This window comes from Bacillus cereus group sp. BfR-BA-01347 (assembly GCF_022663835.1).
GTDB classification, from domain to species: domain Bacteria; phylum Bacillota; class Bacilli; order Bacillales; family Bacillaceae_G; genus Bacillus_A; species Bacillus_A thuringiensis_K.
The window spans coordinates 119449-139583 of sequence record NZ_JAKUGG010000004.1 but is presented as its reverse complement, the minus strand read 5'-3'; the positions used below and the strand labels follow the sequence as shown (position 1 = coordinate 139583).

Below are 20135 nucleotides of genomic sequence, written 5' to 3'. Positions count from 1 at the left end.
GCCTACTTTCTACTTTTCTTTTGAACTAATGTAAAAATAAAAAAGATGGTTACAAACCATCTTTTTTATTTTGCTATATATTTAAATTGAATTTATATATTATCTGTTCGTAAGGATATACAATTAAGAGCATTCAGTGTCTCCTTTTTGTTCGAGGAGGTAAGAAATTGCCTCTATATGATCACCAATGATTTGCTGTGTTGCTAATGAAAGGTGGCCTTCCTCAGAGAAGTGTTTTTTGGGTCGAACTCGATTTATCTTGTCAACGTCGACAGAATGGGCTTTTTGTATATGCAAGCCTGCTAAAATTGTTTTAACTTGACTTAAGGTTGGTGAAAGAAGTGAATCAAATCCAATTATATCAATGCATTTTCGACTAAAAGCATGAGGGACAGCAATTGTGGATCCCATACCTAAATCTTTTCGATTACATGCTAAATTAACAGCATACTTACATGCAGTCACGATAGTATAAGGAAGACGATACATGTAGTAGTCCTCTAATTTATTTAAAGCTAAATCGGTTCCATTTTGAACAGATTGTACAAATGGTAATAAATCAGAACTAGGAATTAAGAAATCACCATCAATAAATAATAATATATCACCTTTTGCAAAATATGCACCAACGGCACGTCCGGTATCAATGCCGAGTGCTTCTTTGTAAGTAATAACTGTTGCACCGCAATTCTTCGCCAATTCCTCTGTTTTATCTGTTGATCCATTAACAATAATGATGATTTCTAAAGGTTTTAATTTCTGCACCTCAAAAATGATAGATTCTATCGTTTTTTCTTCATTTTGAACAGGGATAATGATGGATAATTGTTTATTTCCATAAGTATTTGAATAAAACTCTTTACCTGTAATTATTTTTGGTATAGCTCTTTGTTCGCCGTTTTGAAGTTCTAAAATAATATCTCGCCTTCGATTATTATCAGTATAGTTTCCTCTTGAATTTTGTAATATATTTATCCAATTTTCAATTGCTTCTAGGTGATAACGAATGAGTTGTTTTGAGGGGAAGGAGGGAATTTGCGGTATAGAAATTTTAAAATGATTGCTAATCCGAAATTTATTTTTAATAATTTTCATTTGTGCTAATATCGGATTTAATAAACTTTCTGGAGTAATTGCTTCAAGAATTTCTTTTGTTATTGCATAGGGAGGAAATAATAATGAGTTAACATGTAAATCTGGACGATGAAAAAAATGATTCGTAACTTGCTGCCAAATCATTTCTATAGTTGGCTTTTGCTTTTGATAAAAAAAATCATCTAAATTGTTTAATACTAAGTCAGCTGATTTATCTAGTAATGGTTGAAGAAATTGTTTAAGTAAGGAAGGGTTGATATTGTAATTTGCATCTAAAAATAAGAGGTACTTACCCTTTGCTTTTTTGGCACCAATTACATAACAATTATTTGATTCTGTCGGTTCTTCTAGCGTGATAATTTTACAATTGTAAGATTGTGCAATATCAATGGAATCATCGATACATCCGTTAATAGTAAGGATGATTTCTAAAGGCTGTAGTTGTTCACAGGCTTTCAAAATTTCAGTTAAAACTCTTATGTTATGCTGTATACGAATAATAATAGAAATCGGATTTTTACACATAAGTAGTCTCCTTTTTAATCAGAGGTAGTTATTAATAAGGTTAGATAAAATAGGAGATGTATATTTTATTATATACGTAACGACTATTTAGTTTTATCAGATTTAGAATTTTCATTACCTGAATTAGAACCTTTATTTATTCCAGAAGCGAGTAAATTATTGAGAACGCTAAGGTCTAATTGCATAGGGATTGAGTTTTCGGATGTAGTTTTCTCATTTTCTTTTTTTGTAGTTAATATAGTCTTTATATTTTTAATTTCTTTATATTGTTTTAAGGTAATGAAAAATCCAGAAATAATAAAGAGAAAAGAAACAGTAGCAAGTAAAAGGATTATTTCCAACATAAAACAGCCTCCTTTAAAACTACAATAATATTATAGTTGAATGTAATAAAACAGAATTCGAGCCAATGAGTTCACTTTTTAAATATATGCAAGTCTTTAGTAAAAGTTACTGATTTCTAAGTTAGAGGAAGCAATTATAGAAACGTTATAAATATAAATAAATGAAAGGTTCATTTATAGTGTAAAGGTATATATTATATAGCCTAAACTTCATTTTATAAAAAGTTAAATAGGGTGTAAATTTATACAAAAAGAGCATTTAATTGGACAAATAATTAATTATGTGAAATAATAATAACAGACAAGGAGACGTTGATTTCCCTTAAGTGCTTCGAATTAATTTTATTCAATAAGAGAAGGTGTGCTTAAAGAAGTTAAATTAAAAAAGGAGCTGTTTTATTATATGCAACAAAATAATGATTTAAATTTTGAACCTCAAGACGTTAATATTGTCAATCCTAAACAAGCCAGGAAAGCAGTAATTGCTACTGGTATAGGGAACGCAATGGAGTGGTTTGACTTCGGATTATACGCGTATTTAGCGGTAATTTTAAGTCAATTATTCTTCTCAGGTGTTGATAATAGTGGATTGCAACTTGTACTTACATTCGGTACATTTGCAGCAGCCTTTCTCGTTCGACCAATCGGAGGTGTATTCTTTGGTAGAATAGGAGATAAGTACGGCCGAAAAATCGTGTTAAGTACTACTATTATTTTAATGGCACTTTCTACATTATTCATCGCATTACTACCAACCTATGAACAAATTGGTGTATGGGCACCAATACTACTTTTAGTTGCCCGAATGATTCAAGGCTTCTCTACAGGCGGCGAATATTCAGGAGCAATGGTTTATATCGCAGAATCTTCTCCAGATAAAAAGCGTGGTATACTCGGTAGTGGTCTTGAAATTGGAACACTCTCAGGTTACATTGCTGCATCGGTAATTGTTACCATTTTGACGTTATTGTTAACAGATGAGCAAATGCTCAGCTGGGGATGGCGTATTCCGTTCTTAGTAGCTGCACCAATTGGTTTGGTCGGTTTATACTTACGCCGTCATCTAGATGAATCTCCAATCTTTGAAGAGATGGAAAAAGCACAAGAGGAATCTGAAGACAATGAACAATTTTCATTTATGGACATTATTAAGTATCACAAAAAAGATTTCTTATTAAGCACAGTAATTGTCGCCTTCTTTAATATTACGAATTATATGATTCTTTCGTATATTCCTTCTTATCTAACTCAAGTACTTAAAGTCGAAGAAACAACAGGCTTATTAATTATTTCTATTACGATGGCACTTATGATTCCACTAGCACTATATTTCGGTAAATTAAGTGATAAAATTGGTAATAAACGCGTTGTGCAAATTGGTTTACTTGGTTTAACTGTATTTGCAATTCCAGCATTTTTACTAATAGGTAACGGACATATTGCAGCTATATTTGCAGGTATTTTCGTATTAGGTTTCTTCTTAAGTGTATATGAAGGAACATTACCTTCATTATTACCATCACTCTTTTTCACTGATGTACGTTATCGAGCACTTTCGATCTCATTTAATATTTCTGTATCGATATTCGGTGGAACAACACCGCTTGTATGTTCATACTTAGTTCATGCAACTGGTAACCCGCTCGCACCGGCATTTTATTTAGCAGGTGTAAGTATTATTGGATTAGTTGTATTTAGTGTACTATTCGTTACGACTTCAGGGCGTGCGCTAAAAGGTTCATATCCTACAGTAGAAACGAAAAAAGAAGCACACCAAATTGCTAAAGAAGATCCTGAAGAAACACTTTGGTGGCATGAAGAGTCATTAGAAATTGAAGCAGGGAAGAATGCTTCCATTTAAAAAGCAACGTAGAAGTATAAAAAGACTCCTATGAATATAGGAGTCTTTTTGTTACGTTATTTCTTTCGTTTCTTCAAATTTTTTTGATATGCATAAAGCTTATGAATCTCTTTCTTAAATTCATGTAGAAGTACAGTGTTTGCACCATTTGAATACCGCACAGTATTATAAGCATCTATAATAATATCACTTTGAATATTTACATCTTCTTCATCGTTTATTCTTTCTAGCCAAGTTTCAACAGTTTCTCCCCGTTTTCTATTTAAAGGAGAGGTTAACTTACTCTCTAGCTTAAAAATTTCCTTCCGAATTTCGTTATGTGGCGGTTTATTTCGTTTAAAACGATTTTGGCTCATTCCTTCTTTATCAGTAATGATAGTAGATTCGAAGACGTGCATATTTGGTAAACTTAAATGTTTTCGTTTTTTTACTATTTTCCAAACGACGTAAATAGCGATAGCTGTACAGACTATTATTGTAGCGCTATTTATGAGTATTGGATCAAAATCAGGAATTTTTTTTCCGTCTTCAATTTTTGGTTTTAAGAGATGTCCTTTATTTGCCCAAACATCTTCAGTATCTTTTAATTCCGCTGCTTTAATTAATGGCATTAAAGCATAGCCGACGCCTAATGCGACTACTTCCGTTATAAAACCAAAAATAAGTCGAATGAAAGGAAATATTTGAACAATTAATATACTCATTAAGCCAATCGTAATGATAGAAGCAAAACGTAATAGTTGTTGTTTGCGATTTGCCCCGGTTAACCAAAATGTAATCATAAGATGCAAGGCTAACATTAATAGTTTCCACAACGGTGGAAAGGGTGCATAAAATATAACTGAAACGACAAACCATACAATACCACCTAAAGATTTTTGAACTGGATATCCAGGTCCGACCACATGTACGATAAAGAAAAATAGTGGTAATATGATTGTGCCAAAAAGAGAAAAAGGTAAAAATAAAGAGAAAAGAACGATTTGAAGAACTAAAAGTATTACAAATCCTGTTGTTTTTTTCTGCATAAATTTATGAATAAGAAATACTCCAATATAGCCTGTTGTTAAAAATATTGCAATACTAATTAGTTCATCTCTTTCTGTTAATAATGAAAGCAGGAGGAGCAGAATGAAATCATGAATGTGATATAGCCAAGTTTTCAACCGATTCCACCATCCCTTCACTAGTAATGAGAAACGTTGGCTGCGAGAGAAGAGGGAGTTCATTTCTTTGTAAACCAATGTATATCATTGTAGACGATCGTTCTCTCTTTCTCGTTACATAATGAAGGAATCCTTGTTTCGGAAGTAACGTACTATCATCTGAAATACGGGCTAATTCTTCTAAAGCTTTTGCATATTGCGTTTGCCCTTCATGTAACGATAAATGTAATGCACCACCTTCTGCTAATACACTAATAAATAATTCAAACGGTATGTGATGCTTCGTTGCATATTGGCAAATGTATGTTGCGAATGAAATTAAATCTTCAACATTATCTTTCCAACCAAATCCACGATCGGCAGCTAAAGAAAGACAAATCGTCCAACTATAATTTTTTACAGGTTCATATTGCTTCGCTTGTAATTCCTGCATTTTAGCAGATGCCTTCCAATGAATAGAACGGAATGATTCACGTTCATAGCGTTTTACACCTATAATAGATGTTTCGTCATTGTAAAAAGAAAAATTCGTTTGATAGGATCCGATTAAAAGTTGCTGAAGTTCTTGCAAACCTGCTACTTCTTTAGGAGAAGGATACACAATAATTTCAGTCCTTAATTTATCAAAAACAGGTAAATGTACAGTTAATAGATGAAATGGATCTTTTAATACACATTCAAACTGTTCAATTTGAAACACCCCACGCTTCGTAGCGGTTAATGTTAAATCCCATTTTTGTGCCGAATGTGCAGGTTGTGAAAATGGGAAAGAGAATAACGTTTTTGATATTTGTTCAATGCCTTGCTCTTTATGCGGTATAAGGGACGAATTTAAATGAAAGTAACAAACACCATTAACGAGCGGTATGCTGGCTCCATTTTTTAAATGAATAAAAAACTGTCCAGATTCCTCAGGAAAAAGCCGTGTAGTTTGTTTCTCATTTATGATTTGAAACTTCTTCTCTATGAAAGCGACATATTTATAAATAAAAATCGCAAATATATAATAGAAGAAAAAGAGAAACATAAGCATTCGTTGCGGGAAAAAGAATGTGAAAAGTAACGCGATTGGAACGGTTAGTTGAATAATATGAAGTTGAAAAAATAAAGGTACAGTTACAACGCGCTGTCCATTCATGCTTGCTCAATCTCCACGGGTACATCAACTTCTTTTAAAATACTTTGCATAATATCATTTTTTGTCGTACGTAATGCACCTTCCATTGATAAGACGATACGGTGATTCCAAACAGAAGGAACTAACAATTGTATATCTTCTGGTGTGCAATATTCTCTCCCATGTAAAAAGGCTAAAGCTTGAACAGCACGTACTAAAGCTAATGTGGCACGTGGGCTTACACCGTTAGCGATATAATCATGATTTCTTGTAGCATGAGCAAGTTTAATAATGTAATGTTCTAACGGTTCCGAAACAAATATTTCTTTTACTCGTTTTTGAGCTTCTAAAATATCTTCTAATGAGATGACAGATGTGACACTTTCTAATGGTAAATCGTTCCGAAAACGTCGCATCATTTGTAACTCATCTTTAGGAGTTGGATAACCAATTGAAATCGTCATTAAAAAGCGATCAAGCTGTGCATCTGGAAGAGGGAAAGTCCCTTGTGATTCAATTGGGTTTTGCGTCGCAATAACAAAGAACGGTTTCGGCAGAGGAGTTGATTGCTTCTCAAGCGTCACTTGTCGTTCTTCCATCGCTTCTAACAAACTCGACTGCGTTCTCGGCATTGCACGGTTAATTTCATCTGCTAGCAAAATGTTTGTCATAACTGGTCCAATTCTTAATTCGAATTCGCTTGTTTTTGGGTTGAAGTATTCAATACCTGTTACATCACTTGGAAGTACATCAGGGGTGAATTGAACGCGAGAAAAACTACCACCAATACTTTTGGAAATGGTTTTCGCCAGTAACGTTTTCCCAGTACCAGGCACGTCTTCGAGTAGTGCATGTCCATCAGCAAGAAGTGAAACGAGCAGTAGATCAATAACATTTTCTTTCCCAACAAACACAGATCCGATGTTTTCTTTCAATTTATTTATCATATGTACCATTCCTTTCATTATAAAAGAGCTAATATTTCTATATTTTAACAAATTATTCAGAAAATTTGTATGGTTTTTTAATTCAAAGAAATGGATATTTAATTATTAAATTACTCTTGAATATTTTGGAATATGATTATATAATATCGATATACGATGTATCGTAAGTCGATATATCATAAGGCGATGTATCGGAGGTAGTTATAATGAATGCGAAGGCGCAAAAATATATTCCGTTAACTGAGGGGACATATTACATACTGTTATCACTAGTGAAACCAATGCACGGATATGGAATTATGCAAATGGTAGAAGAGATGACAAATGGGGAAGTAAAGCTCGGTCCTGGTACTTTATACGGGAATACGACGAAATTACTTAAAGAAAAATTAATTGTTGAAGTTGCCTCTACAGATAGAAAGAAGTGCTATGAGTTAACGCCGTTTGGGAGAGAAGTGTTAGAGCTAGAATATAACAGATTGCAGAGATCTGTAAGGAATGGAAATAGTATATTAGGGGAGTGAATGATAGATGGAGACAAAGAAGGTATTTAAATTTTTCATGGCATGGAGTTTAGAAAAAGAAGAAGTTTTTTTACGGAAAATGCATCAAAAAGGTTGGGCGTTACAAAGATATAATTTGTTGTATACGTTTAAGAAAACAGAACCAAAAGATGTAGTATATAAAGCGGATTTTAGATTGGTTTATAGAGATTCAAAAGAAAAACAACAGGAGTACTTTGAAATATATGAAATGTCTGGTTGGAAACGTGTCACAAGTTTTACAAGATGGAATTATTTTTGTAAGGAAGTAGAGAAGGGAATTGAGTTACCTGACATATATTCAGAGAAGGACACGAAGGTGCAAAAAATGAAGGAATTATTACAATTTTTCGCATTGATTTCAATAACTATATTACCCTCAATGTATAGCGTATTTTTAATTTCAACAGAATCAAGGGTGCCAATTTGGGCGAAAGTTATGACAGGGCTTGTAGGTTGTATGTATGCTTATTTTTTCATGAGGATTTTTTGGAAAATCAAGAAATTGAAAAGTGAAATATTATAATAAAGATTAGACCCTAGAAGAAGACAATAACAATGACATCATTATCTTTTTTAATTTCTATGTAATTCTATTTTGTTAACTATTTTTTATATAATAAAACATTATATATTTAAGGCATAGAACTAGTTAGAAAGATGAATACCAGTAACAACACCTAAAAAAATCATAAATGAAGAAGAAATAATTAATAATAACGAACGAGCAATTAATATTAATTTATTAGATTTTTGATTTAAAAAATGGTAGTAAAGTAAAAGACTACAAATAGTAGAAACAATCCATATTGTTAGATCCTAAGGAGTCGTTATTTTCTCCCAATCGAAGATCCAAAAGTAAAAGATGACTATATGACAAGTTAATAGTAGAAATATTGATGGAAGCGTTATCTTTTTATTGTTTGTTTTACCTCTCTTATGTAAACATTTCTAAAAGAGTGCGAAGTTTAACATATAATAAGGAAGAAACACATTTTTAATTAAGTTATTAAACGGAAAAATCCCTTATAGAAAAATCTATTTCTATAAGGGATAATAATGTTTTTATTAGAAAGACTGATTTTGAGCAGGTTTAATAAATTGTTCTGGGTTTTCAACAAGCCCACATACAGCGCATTGGACGCGATAAGTAGGTCCTTGATAGGCCATATGAAAAGCATTCATCGTGTCATTTGTATATTCTTCTTCTACTTGACCAGTTTGTGGATTTAATTTGACTGGTTTTACTTGTTGCTCAAGAATATTAAAGCGAGTACGGTTCGTTTTACAACTTGGACATAGCATTGGTTCCATATGTATACACCTCCATTTGTATCATTTCTTAAACTCTTTAATTTTATGCAAGCAAAAAACTTTCTCAATATAAATAGGTGTTTAATGTATTTAAAATTCAGAAAAAATAAAATATAATAAAAGTACGAACTGGTTATGTCCAAACCAAATCTCCTGTTTTATGCCAATAAGCTGGGGGGCCGAGAAATCGGCCTCATTTTTTTTGCTCATTACTACAAAAAACAAGGTTTTTATGAGACTTTTGTCGAAATTTTAGGGGTAGATATAAAGGGGGATGTAAAATGGATTTGAAAATGAAGTACATCATTTTATATGTAGAAAAGTTTGAGGAATGTTTAAAATTCTATAAAGATATTTTACAGTTACCTATAAAAGCAGAGCACGGTACATATATTGAATTTAATACTGGAACTACCATTTTAGCGATGAATACGCGGCAAGATGTGAAAGAATTAACAGGACTACCGCTTACAGAAGGTGAATTACAGTCTTCTCATTTCGAATTAGGATTCGTTGTTGAGAATGTACAAGAAACGATTGAGCAATTTAGAGAACAAGGTATTAAGATTTTAGTTGAACCTATTGTAAAACCGTGGGGACAAACAATTTCTTACATTGCTGATCCAGATGGAAATTATATTGAAATTTGTAGTTCATTAGAATAGAGGGAGAAAGAGAGATGGGATTTCCGAAACTAGAAACAGAACGTTTATTCTTAAGAGAACTTACACTATTAGATGCGGAAACGATGTTCCGTTATTTTTCGAAAGAATCTGTTATACGTTATTTCGGAATGGATTCTTTCCAAAATATTGAGCAAGCGAAAACAACGATTCAAACGTTTAAAAATCGTTATGAAGAAGGAAGTGTATTTCGCTGGGGAATCGAGAAAAAAGGGACGGGCCAATTAATTGGGACGTGTGGATTTCATTTAATTAACAATCATCATAGACGAGCTGAAATTGGTTATGAATTAGATGATACATATTGGGGACAGGGGTATGCATCTGAAGCATTACAAGCAATTTTAGCTTACGGATTTGAAATACTGCAACTAATAAGAATCGCAGCGGTTGTATATGTAGAAAATAAAGCTTCACAACAATTATTAATAAAAGCAGGATTTCAAGAAGAAGGATTACTTCGAAAACATATGATTCAAAATGGTGTCGCTCATGATACCATTTTATATTCTTTATTAAAAGAAGAGTGGAAGAAGTAATGAGTACAAATGAGCTTATAAATGTTATGAAGAAGCATAAAGAAAACCGCTTTATTTTAGGGATAGATGGTTTAAGTCGATCTGGAAAAACAACATTCGTAGCAAATTTAAAAGAAAATATGAAACAAGAGGGCATCCCGTTTCATATTTTTCATATTGATGATCACATAGTGGAGCGTAATAAACGCTATCATACAGGATATGAAGAATGGTATGAGTATTATTGTTTACAGTGGGATATTCCATACTTGAGGCAGAAGTTTTTTCAGAAGTTACAACATGAGACAAAACTGACTTTGCCTTTTTATCAAGAGGAAACAGACTCATGTGAAATGAAAAAAGTACAGATTCCTATTGTAGGCGTAATTGTTATTGAAGGAGTTTTTTTGCAGCGAAAAGAATGGAGAGATTTCTTTCATTATATGGTCTATTTGGACTGTCCAAGAGAGACAAGGTTTCTACGTGAGAGTGAAAAAACGCAGAAAAACCTTTCAAAGTTTGAAAATAGGTATTGGAAAGCAGAGGATTATTACTTAGAAATGGAATTGCCGAAGGATAGGGCGGATTTAGTCATCCAATGATTTGAAAATAGAAGGTGAATAGAATGAATATTTTATGGGATTTTGATGGGACGTTATTTGATACGTACCCTGCATATACAATGATGCTTTCTGAAATATTAGGTGATTCAGTAGAAAAACAAGAAATATACAAAAACTTAAAAATATCATACTCTCATGCAATTCAGTATTATAATATTTCATGCGAGCAGGAAGAAAAGATTAAAGTTTTGAAGGGAAAATTCACTCCAAAAGATATGAAACCTTTTGCAGGTGTCGAAGAGGTTTTGAAATTTGCAGATAAAAATGTGATTATGACCCATAAACATAGGAAAGGGGTTATGGCCATTTTAAAATATTACGGCTGGGAAAAATACTTCGTAGATATGGTTACAATTGACGATGGCTTTCCTCGAAAGCCGAACTCTTTAGCTTATAATCATCTGCATAAAAAATACAATATTGATTTAGCTATTGGAGATAGAGAATTAGATTTATTACCTGCAAAAGAATTAGGTATTTCAACATGTATGTTTCAAGGTAATTGTGATGTAGCGGATTATTCTTTATCACATTACTCGGAGTTTTTTAAGGTAGTGAGTGATAGAGAGTTTTCTTTATAAAAAAAGTTATTAATAAAGACTGTATCTTTCATTTTAAAGGTACAGTCTTTATTTTTTAGAACTATTTCATTTTATTTTCTGTATATAAAAATTGCTAGGAGTTAAAGAATGTCCGTCCATCTTTATTAAAGAAGTAGCCAGGTTAATTGTTAGATAGAAATAAACTGAAGGATAAAGTGATAGCGTCCACTTTATCTTTTTTATGTTTTAACCAAATTATGGTTATTCATGTTAATATGAACTCATAGCTATATAGAAGGGGTGGGGTTAGTATGAAAACTGAAATAGTTCCTACAAAGAAGTACAGTATAATAAGCTATATATCTTTACTCATCGGCATTTTGTGTTTTCTATTCGTTTTTATAACGCCAACAAGGATAGCCAATGCAGGTAATATAGTTGGAGATTATATTACAATTGCCCTGACAGGTGTAGGTATCATGCTTTCAATAATCACAATGACGAAAAGAACAGAGAAGAAGGGAATTGCTATTCTTTCATTAATACTGTCCTCATCATTTTTTATATTTTGGATCATAGCAATTATCCTATTGTTTACTGGTCAAATTAGTTTTGCGCCGTAATGTGTAATAAAAAGAGTCCTTCTTGTATGAAGGACTCTTTTTATTCGGTATCTTCAGGTTGATATTCTAAAATATCCCCGGGTTGGCATTCTAATGCTTTACATATTGCTTCTAAAGTTGAAAAACGGACTGCTTTTGCTTTTCCATTTTTCAAGATAGAAAGGTTAGCCATTGTAATTCCAACCTTCTCCGAAAGTTCTGTTACACTCATTTTTCTTTTTGCTAACATTACATCAATATTAATAATAATTGCCATATTATTCACCTCAGACCGTTAAATCATTTTCTGATTTTATATCTATAGCATCTTTTAATAGTCTTTGGAGAACGGCAGCAAAGACCGCGATTACCATTGAAGCAAAAATCATAATCATTCCGATAATAATAATGCCAGGGGCGTCATCTCTCTCCGCCACAAGATAGAAAAGTGGCATACCTAATACATATAATACACTAATTGCCAATGCGCTGTACTTAATATTTTTTAAAGCTTTAACAGATAACTCTGAGAATGCGTTGTTTTTATCAATATAGTTTAAAAGCTTAAATGTTTGGTACAGTGCGAAGTAATAAGGTATTGCTGTTGCGTATAAATTGATAAATACAAGATATTTAATATATGCAATATCTGGATATAATTCTGCGGCGAAATTTCCTATTTTAGGGACTAAAAAAATGCACATAGCAAGAACAGGGATTCCAATCAGAATCACAACGGTCTTTAAAAAGAGTGTGGATCCTTGTTTCATAAAAAGCACCTCATTTATTTAATATCTTATTAATTTAACATAAAATTTATCGTTTAACAATAAATTTTTATTTCTTTTAATCGAGGATTTATTGTTAAACAAGTAATTAATGAAAAGAATGCTAAATCTTTTTTATAAGATAGATGAAACATACCGATATTTAATTAAAGAAAGAGAAAGTAACTATTGTTAGCTTTATGAGAATTGGGAACTAATAAAACATATGTAGGTTTTGGTATGGAAAAGGAAATAAGGTGTATTGAAATGAATGCAAAGTTTATGGAGGAACAATCATGTTGAATTATGGTGTGAAGATGAAAAAGTTACTATTGGTGGGAGCTATAATAGTAAGCGTATTAAGTACGGAAAGTATGATGAATTATCATGCGGCCAAAGCTAAGGTGAAAAAAGTAGAACACCAGCCTAAAAATATAATTATGATGGTTATGGACGGAACGAGTTCAACGGCGACAACATTGGCTCGCTGGTATAAAGGGGCACCGCTTACGTTAGATCAAATTGTAACAGGAGGTGTTCGTACGTTTTCGGCGGAATCAGCTATTACAGACTCAGCGCCAGCAGCAACAGCTTTAGCAACTGGAAATAAATCGAATTCAGGATATGTAGGTGTATTACCTTCTATTGTAAGTTCGCCTAGCTTACAGCCAATAAAAGAAGAAGAAAAGTTACGGCCGGTCGCAAACGTATTAGAAGGCGCAAAATGTACTGGTCGTGCAACTGGGATTGTTGCTACATCTGAAATTCAGCATGCTACTCCGGCCGGATTCTCCGCTCACCATGTCAATCGCAAACATTTTAACGTAATTGCGAAGCAGCAAGTATATCAAAATATAGATGTCGTATTAGGCGGGGGAAAAGCGGCGCTTCTACCTATAAAAAGTAATGGAATCCGAAAAGATGGTGAAAATTTAGTAAAGGTGATTCAAGACAAAGGGTACGATTTTGTTGAAACGAAAGATGCGTTATTGAACTCCAAATCTAATAAAATTTGGGGCTCTTTCTCACATCATGCTCTTGCGTTTGATATGGATCGTATAGCAACAAATCCAGAACAACCAACACTTTCTCAAATGACAGAAAAAGCAATTCAAACATTATCAAAAGATAAAGATGGCTTCTTTTTATTCGTAGAAGGTAGTAAGCCAGATTGGGCAGCTCATGCTAATGATCCAATTGGGATTATTAGCGATGTATTGGCATTTGATGAAGCGGTAGCAAAGGCGTTACAATTTGCGAAGAAAGATGGGGATACGATGCTTATCGCTTTAACTGATCATGGTAACAGCGGTATCTCTATAGGGAATAGGAATACGACTAAAGGATACAATACTACACCGGTTTCTGCATACATTGATCCATTGAAAAAGGCGAAAATGACACTTGAAGGAACTATAAATAAACTGAAATCTGATTTATCAAATGTAGAAGATGTAGCTAAACTATACGGTTTGGATAATCTAACTCATGATGAAAAAGAAAAATTAAAAGCGGAAAAAAAGAAAATTGATGTAGGACGAATCCTTACTACATTATTGGCTAATCGTGCAAATATCGGCTTTACGACAGGAGGACATACAGGTGAGGATGTATTCTTATATTCTTATGGACCTCAAAAACCAGAAGGCTTAATCCAGAATACAGACATTGCGAAGACGATGGCGAGAGCGATGGGCTTTAACTTAGAAGAAGTAACGAATAAAATATTTTTAGAGAGTGAGCAAGCCTTTAAGAAAATCGGTGCAACTGTAACAGCCGACAAAACCGAAGGAGCAAACCCGTTACTCGTAGTAAAACATAATAAAGTAGAAGCACAATTATTTGGTAACAAAAATATAATTCGTATCAATGGTAAAGGGTATGAATTAAGAAGTATTATTGTAGAGAGTAATGGAAAGTGCTATGTACCAGAAGAAGCAATTCAACTATTTGTAAAGCATTCTCGTTAAAAAATTGCCAACCAGTTAAGCTAACTGGTGGCAATTTTTTGTGTTTATTCTAAATATAAGTGTTCGAATTGTTTTGTAAAGTTTTCCATATGAGACTTGTATAAATGTTAAAGGGGAATTATATTCTTTTCTTACATTAAAAAATTTCGTTTTGTAGAATAGAGAATTTATACATATAGTAAAATCTAATGTATTATCAATTAATATTTACGAAAAATATATTAATACTTTAGAATTTATTTAATTTTCATTATTTTTTATTTAAGGTTATCCGTTATATTTATAATGTGCTTATTTCAATTTATTGTATTGAAGCTCAGTTTTATATAATTATAAAGCAATAATCAAAATAAAATCTCCACTAGAGTAAATTTATTATTTTTTGCGTCTATTTTATCCCGCTATTTGCCAGGCAGTAAGACCCCACCTCAAAATTCAGCGTAAGCAAAGAAGTTAGGTGGGGGTCGGGCTCTCCGTAAAAGCCAGATTGGTGAGGGCTGATTAAAGTTTCACTTTATTTACGAAAATTATTATGCAGCTAAGAAAACTGTAGTTTATTGAATTAGAGATATATTAGAATTTAGTTGAAGAAAGAGAGGGAATAAAATGAATATAGTGCACTTACGTCCTAAACAGCGGTCTAAGTATCGCATTATGCTAGGGAAGTGGTATTACTCTACAAAGAGGTACATTCAGTGGTTATCAGACGGAAAAACATATGCAAAAAGATTCCAACAAGAAAAGCTACCTTGTACAGCAATTCAGCACCGAACGATATTACTTCGTAAGCTCAAAGATGTAGATATGTGGTATCAACAGAATAAGGTTGTTAATTTGAAAATTGCTGTTAAAAAACTAAATGGTATCGTCATTAGACCGGGAGAAACATTTTCTTACTGGCGTTTAATAGGTAAGCCAACGAGGAAAAAAGGGTATGTAGAAGGTATGGTATTACATTACGGATCTTTTCAAACAGGTATTGGAGGAGGTCTTTGTCAGCTTTCGAATTTAATATATTGGATGACTTTACATACACCACTGACAGTAACAGAACGATATCGTCATAGCTTTGATGTCTTTCCTGACTCTAGGCGAACTCAACCGTTTGGGAGTGGGGCGACTTGTTCCTATAACTATTTGGATTTACAAATTAAAAATGAAACGGACCAACCGTATCAACTTCACCTTTATATGACAGATGAACATTTAGTTGGTGAATGGAGAACAGTCTATCCGCAACTGTATCAATATGAAGTGTATGAGAAAGAACACTCAATTCAACCTGCATACTGGGGCGGTTATATACGACATAATGTGATTCAACGTAAAGTATATAATCAACAGAAACAGTTAATAGAAGATCAATATGTAACAGAGAATCACGCTATAATGATGTACGAACCACTATTAGCTTGTAATAATGAGAATAGTGAGTAATATGGTAATCCATAGATTAAATAGTATAGAAAATATTTAATTCTTATTTTTATTAAAAAAGTATGAATCCCAGATTTACTGGATTTTGATTGTAACTAAGAACATATAAAAGTTCACTGTTATTTATAGGAGAGTCTGTTTGTTTTTATATCTTATGTATTTCACCCTGCATAAAAAAATCTTTCTCAACATTTTATTTGTTGAGAAAGATTGAATATTCGCATTATAACGAATATTATGTTGTTATCGGCAAAAAACGATAATTTGCAGACATTGGGGAGGAAATACATTGAAAAAGAAATTAAAACCATTAGCGGTATTAACAACAGCAGCAGTACTAAGTAGTACGTTTGCTTTTGGAGGTCACGCAGCTTATGCTGAGACACCAACATCATCTCTACCAATAGATGAGCACTTAATACCGGAGGAGCGTTTGGCAGAAGCGCTAAAACAACGGGGGGTAATTGATCAATCTGCATCACAAGCTGAGACGTCAAAGGCTGTCGAAAAATATGTTGAGAAAAAGAAAGGGGAAAACCCTGGGAAAGAAATCTTAACAGGAGATAGTCTTACACAAGAAGCTTCTGATTTTATGAAAAAAGTAAAAGATGCAAAAATGAAGGAAAATGAACAGGCACAGCAGCCTGAAGTAGGCCCAGTAGCTGGACAAGGTGCAGCATTGAATCCAGGGAAATTAAATGGAAAAGTACCTACTACATCAGCGAAGCAAGAAGAATACAATGGAGCTGTTCGAAAAGATAAAGTACTTGTTTTACTTGTAGAATTTAGCGATTTTAAGCATAACAATATTGATCAAGAGCCAGGATACATGTATTCTAAGGACTTTAATCGTGAACATTATCAAAAAATGTTATTTGGTGATGAACCATTCACTTTATTTGATGGATCGAAGATTAACACATTTAAGCAATATTATGAAGAACAATCTGGTGGTAGCTATACAGTTGATGGGACTGTAACAGAGTGGCTTACTGTTCCAGGAAAAGCATCAGATTATGGTGCTGATGCGGGTACTGGGCATGATAACAAGGGGCCTTTAGGACCAAAAGATTTTGTGAAAGAAGCATTAAAAGCAGCGGTAGCAAAAGGAATCAATTTAGCAGACTATGACCAATTTGATCAATACGATCAAGATGGTGATGGAAATAAAAATGAGCCAGATGGCATTATCGATCATTTAATGGTTGTACATGCTGGCGTTGGTCAAGAAGCTGGCGGCGGTAAATTGAAAGATGATGCGATTTGGTCACATCGTTCAAAACTAGGTTCAAAACCATATGCAATTGATGGCACGAAATCTTCTGTTTCGAACTGGGGCGGAAAGATGGCTGCATACGATTATACAATCGAGCCTGAAGACGGGGCAGTTGGTGTGTTTGCGCATGAGTATGGTCATGATTTAGGTTTACCAGATGAATATGATACAAAGTACTCAGGACAAGGTGAACCTGTTGAGTCATGGTCTATTATGAGTGGTGGTAGCTGGGCTGGAAAAATTGCAGGAACAGAGCCAACGAGTTTCTCACCACAAAATAAAGAGTTTTTCCAAAAGAATATGAAGGGGAACTGGGCGAATATCCTTGAAGTAGATTATGACAAACTTAGCAAAGGAATCGGTGTTGCGACATATGTAGATCAAAGCACTACAAAATCTAAACGACCTGGAATCGTTCGTGTTAACTTGCCGGACAAAGATATAAAAAATATCGAATCAGCGTTTGGTAAGAAGTTCTATTACAGTACAAAAGGAAATGACATTCATACAACACTTGAGACACCAGTATTTGACTTAACAAATGCAAAGGATGCTAAGTTCGATTATAAGGCATTTTACGAACTTGAAGCGAAGTATGATTTCCTTGACGTATATGCGATTGCAGAAGATGGAACGAAGACACGCATTGATAGAATGGGCGAAAAAGATGTAAAAGGCGGCGCGGATACAACTGATGGTAAGTGGGTTGATAAATCATACGATTTAAGCCAATTCAAAGGAAAAAAAGTAAAACTGCAATTTGAGTACTTAACAGATATTGCAGTAGCTTATAAAGGGTTTGCGTTAGATAATGCAGCATTAACTGTAGATGGAAAAGTTGTTTTCTCTGATGATGCAGAAGGTCAGCCAGCAATGACGTTAAAAGGCTTTACTGTGTCTAACGGATTTGAACAGAAAAAACATAATTACTATGTAGAGTGGAGAAATTACGCTGGTTCTGACACTGCGTTACAACATGCACGTGGACCAGTATTTAATACAGGAATGGTTGTATGGTATGCGGATCAAAGCTTTACAGATAACTGGGTAGGCGTTCATCCAGGTGAAGGGTTCTTAGGAGTAGTAGATTCTCATCCAGAGGCAATTGTAGGGACATTAAATGGACAACCTACTGTGAAGAGCAGTACGCGTTATCAAATTGCTGATGCGGCATTCTCATTTGATCAAACGCCAGCATGGAAAGTAAATTCACCAACACGCGGTATCTTTGATTATAAAGGATTACCAGGAGTGGCAAAATTTGATGATTCTAAGCAATACATCAACAGCGTTATTCCTGATGCAGGACGTAAGTTGCCGAAGCTAGGACTGAAGTTTGAAGTCGTAGGCCAAGCTGAAGACAAGTCTGCAGGTGCAGTTTGGCTTCATCGATAAAATAAGGTAAAAAGAAGAGAAGCTGCGATAAGTCGGTGAAACTGACTGATTGCAGCTTTTTTCTTCTTGTGAAAAACTCGCTGTTTTTTATGTACTTATTGGAAAAATTCGAAGTTTCTTTGATACATAAAATGCTCCGTCTGTCCAATTATAGAAGCTATTTTGGACGTAAGAAATTTGTAAGTAATGAGTAAGAAAAAAGAGATTTTCATAGTATAAAATATTTATTATAGCTACTTTTAACACCTGATACTAATAGTGTGCTATAATATGAATTAGCAACAAAAAGGAAAGGAATTAGAACAATGACCTTAGAAAATACTAAAAATTTAAAAAAACAAGTTGCTCCTTTTGAAAAATCAACGATTAAAAAAAGTGTTTGGCAACTGATCAACACAATCGTGCCATTTATTATTTTATGGTACCTTGCTTATAAAAGTTTGTCAGTTTCTTATTGGTTAACTTTAGTTCCAGCACTGTTAGCCGCTGGATTTATGACAAGAATTTTCATTATTTTTCATGATTGTACCCATTATTCGTTCTTTAAAAGTCGACGTGCAAATAGAATAGTTGGAACGTGTATGGGTGTTTTAACATTATTCCCATTTGATCAGTGGGGGCATGAGCATTCTATTCACCACGCTACGAGTGGTAATTTGGATAAGAGGGGTACAGGGGATATTTGGACGCTTACAGTTGATGAATATGTAGCAGCACCATTTAGACTTCGTTTAGCATATCGTTTATATCGCAATCCATTCGTTATGTTTGGATTAGGTCCGATTTATGTTTTCTTGCTTAAAAATAGATTTAACCGAAAAGGTGCAAGACAGAAAGAACGTATGAATACTTATTTGACGAATATTATAATTGTTGCTGTAGTAGCTATACTTTGCTGGGCAATTGGGTGGCAATCGTTTCTGTTAGTACATGGTACTATATTCTTAATAGCAGGTTCAGTAGGGATTTGGCTGTTTTACGTACAGCACACATTTGAGGATTCTTATTTTGAAGAGGATAAAGATTGGGAATATGTGAAAGCGGCAGTGGAAGGAAGTTCTTTTTATAAGCTTCCTAAAATTTTGCAATTTCTAACGGGTAATATTGGATTCCATCATGTTCACCATTTAAGTCCAAGAGTACCTAACTATAAACTAGAAGAGGCACACAATAATACGCTTCCGTTAAAAAATGTACCAACGATTACGCTTACTACAAGCTTACAATCACTACGTTTCCGTCTTTGGGATGAGAAAAGTAACAATTTTGTTAGCTTTAAAGATGTCAAAAATATAATTAAAAGTAATGTTTCTGTTCGAGTGAAATCTGAACTATAATTGCATCGTATATAAAACTCCCCTTAATCATTTTCGATTTAAGGGGAGTTTGTGTTTAAAGAGTAGATGCCAGA

At 33.6% G+C, this 20135-nt stretch carries 20 protein-coding genes and 1 pseudogene; 12 read left to right on the top strand and 9 right to left on the bottom strand.

Annotation, left to right across the window (positions count from 1 at the left end; translation table 11 throughout):
• Positions 1–123: 123 nt before the first annotated feature.
• Together MR143_RS08875 and MR143_RS08870 are read right to left on the bottom strand one after the other, a co-directional pair.
• Positions 124–1620 (bottom strand): glycosyltransferase, encoded by a 1497-nt coding sequence (locus tag MR143_RS08875; RefSeq protein WP_199717586.1) that lies wholly within the window; start codon positions 1618–1620, stop codon positions 124–126.
• A gap of 83 nt (positions 1621–1703) precedes the next feature.
• Positions 1704–1964 (bottom strand): hypothetical protein, encoded by a 261-nt coding sequence (locus MR143_RS08870; RefSeq protein ID WP_000889740.1) that lies wholly within the window; start codon positions 1962–1964, stop codon positions 1704–1706.
• Positions 1965–2367: 403 nt separating this feature from the next.
• On the opposite strand from MR143_RS08870, the gene MR143_RS08865 reads away from it, so the two are divergent.
• Positions 2368–3825 (top strand): MFS transporter, encoded by a 1458-nt coding sequence (locus tag MR143_RS08865; protein WP_001186931.1) that lies wholly within the window; start codon positions 2368–2370, stop codon positions 3823–3825.
• Positions 3826–3881: 56 nt separating this feature from the next.
• Here the strand turns inward: MR143_RS08865 and MR143_RS08860 are convergent, their stop codons facing one another.
• The 3 genes from MR143_RS08860 to MR143_RS08850 are packed head-to-tail and all read right to left on the bottom strand — an operon-like array spanning position 3882 to position 7055.
• Complete coding sequence (locus tag MR143_RS08860; RefSeq protein WP_000860494.1) at positions 3882–4991, bottom strand: DUF4018 domain-containing protein; 1110 nt, start codon at positions 4989–4991, stop codon at positions 3882–3884.
• The gene (locus MR143_RS08855) at positions 4963–6129 is read right to left on the bottom strand and encodes a DUF58 domain-containing protein (RefSeq protein ID WP_089149471.1); all 1167 of its coding nucleotides are present in this window, start codon (positions 6127–6129) and stop codon (positions 4963–4965) included. The genes MR143_RS08860 and MR143_RS08855 overlap by 29 nt, the downstream gene beginning before the upstream one ends.
• Complete coding sequence (locus MR143_RS08850; protein WP_089149470.1) at positions 6126–7055, bottom strand: AAA family ATPase; 930 nt, start codon at positions 7053–7055, stop codon at positions 6126–6128. The genes MR143_RS08855 and MR143_RS08850 overlap by 4 nt, the downstream gene beginning before the upstream one ends.
• A 206-nt stretch (positions 7056–7261) precedes the next feature.
• Between MR143_RS08850 and MR143_RS08845 the strand changes: the two genes are divergently transcribed.
• Positions 7262–7579: a PadR family transcriptional regulator gene (locus MR143_RS08845; RefSeq protein WP_000991894.1), complete on the top strand. Its 318-nt coding sequence runs from the start codon at positions 7262–7264 to the stop codon at positions 7577–7579.
• Between the two features lie 7 nt (positions 7580–7586).
• Complete coding sequence (locus MR143_RS08840; protein ID WP_199717584.1) at positions 7587–8123, top strand: DUF2812 domain-containing protein; 537 nt, start codon at positions 7587–7589, stop codon at positions 8121–8123.
• A gap of 109 nt (positions 8124–8232) precedes the next feature.
• Here MR143_RS08840 and MR143_RS08835 read toward each other — a convergent pair.
• Positions 8233–8509, bottom strand: a pseudogene (locus tag MR143_RS08835) (hypothetical protein).
• Between the two features lie 156 nt (positions 8510–8665).
• Complete coding sequence (locus MR143_RS08830) at positions 8666–8911, bottom strand: hypothetical protein (RefSeq protein WP_000433605.1); 246 nt, start codon at positions 8909–8911, stop codon at positions 8666–8668.
• A 281-nt stretch (positions 8912–9192) separates the two neighbouring features.
• Between MR143_RS08830 and MR143_RS08825 the strand changes: the two genes are divergently transcribed.
• The 5 genes from MR143_RS08825 (at position 9193) to MR143_RS08805 (ending at position 11900) form a co-directional block, all read left to right on the top strand.
• Positions 9193–9576 (top strand): VOC family protein, encoded by a 384-nt coding sequence (locus MR143_RS08825; RefSeq protein WP_000364500.1) that lies wholly within the window; start codon positions 9193–9195, stop codon positions 9574–9576.
• Between the two features lie 14 nt (positions 9577–9590).
• The gene (locus MR143_RS08820) at positions 9591–10133 is read left to right on the top strand and encodes a GNAT family N-acetyltransferase (protein ID WP_000506641.1); all 543 of its coding nucleotides are present in this window, start codon (positions 9591–9593) and stop codon (positions 10131–10133) included.
• Positions 10133–10714, top strand: a complete 582-nt coding sequence (locus tag MR143_RS08815; RefSeq protein ID WP_000106105.1) for a kinase — start codon at positions 10133–10135, stop codon at positions 10712–10714. The genes MR143_RS08820 and MR143_RS08815 overlap by 1 nt, the downstream gene beginning before the upstream one ends.
• Positions 10715–10737: 23 nt before the next feature.
• Positions 10738–11316: an HAD-IA family hydrolase gene (locus MR143_RS08810; RefSeq protein WP_046945998.1), complete on the top strand. Its 579-nt coding sequence runs from the start codon at positions 10738–10740 to the stop codon at positions 11314–11316.
• A gap of 272 nt (positions 11317–11588) precedes the next feature.
• The gene (locus tag MR143_RS08805) at positions 11589–11900 is read left to right on the top strand and encodes a hypothetical protein (protein WP_000845564.1); all 312 of its coding nucleotides are present in this window, start codon (positions 11589–11591) and stop codon (positions 11898–11900) included.
• A 40-nt stretch (positions 11901–11940) separates the two neighbouring features.
• Here the strand turns inward: MR143_RS08805 and MR143_RS08800 are convergent, their stop codons facing one another.
• Both MR143_RS08800 and MR143_RS08795 read right to left on the bottom strand, forming a co-directional pair.
• Positions 11941–12156, bottom strand: a complete 216-nt coding sequence (locus MR143_RS08800; protein WP_000974619.1) for a helix-turn-helix domain-containing protein — start codon at positions 12154–12156, stop codon at positions 11941–11943.
• Between the two features lie 10 nt (positions 12157–12166).
• The gene (locus MR143_RS08795) at positions 12167–12649 is read right to left on the bottom strand and encodes a DUF2975 domain-containing protein (protein WP_001977318.1); all 483 of its coding nucleotides are present in this window, start codon (positions 12647–12649) and stop codon (positions 12167–12169) included.
• A 293-nt stretch (positions 12650–12942) separates the two neighbouring features.
• On the opposite strand from MR143_RS08795, the gene MR143_RS08790 reads away from it, so the two are divergent.
• The 4 genes from MR143_RS08790 to desA all read left to right on the top strand — a co-directional run bounded on the left by MR143_RS08790 (position 12943) and on the right by desA (position 20061).
• Positions 12943–14616, top strand: coding sequence for an alkaline phosphatase (locus MR143_RS08790; RefSeq protein ID WP_202822181.1), 1674 nt, complete (start codon positions 12943–12945; stop codon positions 14614–14616).
• Positions 14617–15222: 606 nt separating this feature from the next.
• Positions 15223–16053 carry a VanW family protein gene (locus tag MR143_RS08785; protein WP_151522169.1) on the top strand — a complete coding sequence of 277 codons (831 nt, stop codon included), beginning with the start codon at positions 15223–15225 and terminating at the stop codon, positions 16051–16053.
• A 289-nt stretch (positions 16054–16342) separates the two neighbouring features.
• Complete coding sequence (locus MR143_RS08780; RefSeq protein ID WP_000727915.1) at positions 16343–18724, top strand: immune inhibitor A domain-containing protein; 2382 nt, start codon at positions 16343–16345, stop codon at positions 18722–18724.
• 305 nt (positions 18725–19029) lie between these two features.
• Complete coding sequence (gene desA / locus MR143_RS08775; protein WP_199717582.1) at positions 19030–20061, top strand: Delta(5) desaturase DesA; 1032 nt, start codon at positions 19030–19032, stop codon at positions 20059–20061.
• Positions 20062–20135: the final 74 nt, after the last annotated feature.

Excerpts from the sequence above, each read along its gene's own strand:
- MR143_RS08875 (WP_199717586.1), bottom strand. The coding sequence starts at position 1,620 with ATGTGTAAAAATCCGATTTCTATTATTATTCGTATACAGCATAACATA.
- MR143_RS08870 (WP_000889740.1), bottom strand. The coding sequence starts at position 1,964 with ATGTTGGAAATAATCCTTTTACTTGCTACTGTTTCTTTTCTCTTTATT.
- MR143_RS08865 (WP_001186931.1), top strand. The coding sequence starts at position 2,368 with ATGCAACAAAATAATGATTTAAATTTTGAACCTCAAGACGTTAATATT.
- MR143_RS08855 (WP_089149471.1), bottom strand. The coding sequence starts at position 6,129 with ATGAATGGACAGCGCGTTGTAACTGTACCTTTATTTTTTCAACTTCAT.
- MR143_RS08850 (WP_089149470.1), bottom strand. The coding sequence starts at position 7,055 with ATGATAAATAAATTGAAAGAAAACATCGGATCTGTGTTTGTTGGGAAA.
- MR143_RS08845 (WP_000991894.1), top strand. The coding sequence starts at position 7,262 with ATGAATGCGAAGGCGCAAAAATATATTCCGTTAACTGAGGGGACATAT.
- MR143_RS08840 (WP_199717584.1), top strand. The coding sequence starts at position 7,587 with ATGGAGACAAAGAAGGTATTTAAATTTTTCATGGCATGGAGTTTAGAA.
- MR143_RS08830 (WP_000433605.1), bottom strand. The coding sequence starts at position 8,911 with ATGGAACCAATGCTATGTCCAAGTTGTAAAACGAACCGTACTCGCTTT.
- MR143_RS08825 (WP_000364500.1), top strand. The coding sequence starts at position 9,193 with ATGGATTTGAAAATGAAGTACATCATTTTATATGTAGAAAAGTTTGAG.
- MR143_RS08820 (WP_000506641.1), top strand. The coding sequence starts at position 9,591 with ATGGGATTTCCGAAACTAGAAACAGAACGTTTATTCTTAAGAGAACTT.
- MR143_RS08815 (WP_000106105.1), top strand. The coding sequence starts at position 10,133 with ATGAGTACAAATGAGCTTATAAATGTTATGAAGAAGCATAAAGAAAAC.
- MR143_RS08810 (WP_046945998.1), top strand. The coding sequence starts at position 10,738 with ATGAATATTTTATGGGATTTTGATGGGACGTTATTTGATACGTACCCT.
- MR143_RS08805 (WP_000845564.1), top strand. The coding sequence starts at position 11,589 with ATGAAAACTGAAATAGTTCCTACAAAGAAGTACAGTATAATAAGCTAT.
- MR143_RS08800 (WP_000974619.1), bottom strand. The coding sequence starts at position 12,156 with ATGGCAATTATTATTAATATTGATGTAATGTTAGCAAAAAGAAAAATG.
- MR143_RS08795 (WP_001977318.1), bottom strand. The coding sequence starts at position 12,649 with ATGAAACAAGGATCCACACTCTTTTTAAAGACCGTTGTGATTCTGATT.
- MR143_RS08790 (WP_202822181.1), top strand. The coding sequence starts at position 12,943 with ATGTTGAATTATGGTGTGAAGATGAAAAAGTTACTATTGGTGGGAGCT.
- MR143_RS08785 (WP_151522169.1), top strand. The coding sequence starts at position 15,223 with ATGAATATAGTGCACTTACGTCCTAAACAGCGGTCTAAGTATCGCATT.
- desA (WP_199717582.1), top strand. The coding sequence starts at position 19,030 with ATGACCTTAGAAAATACTAAAAATTTAAAAAAACAAGTTGCTCCTTTT.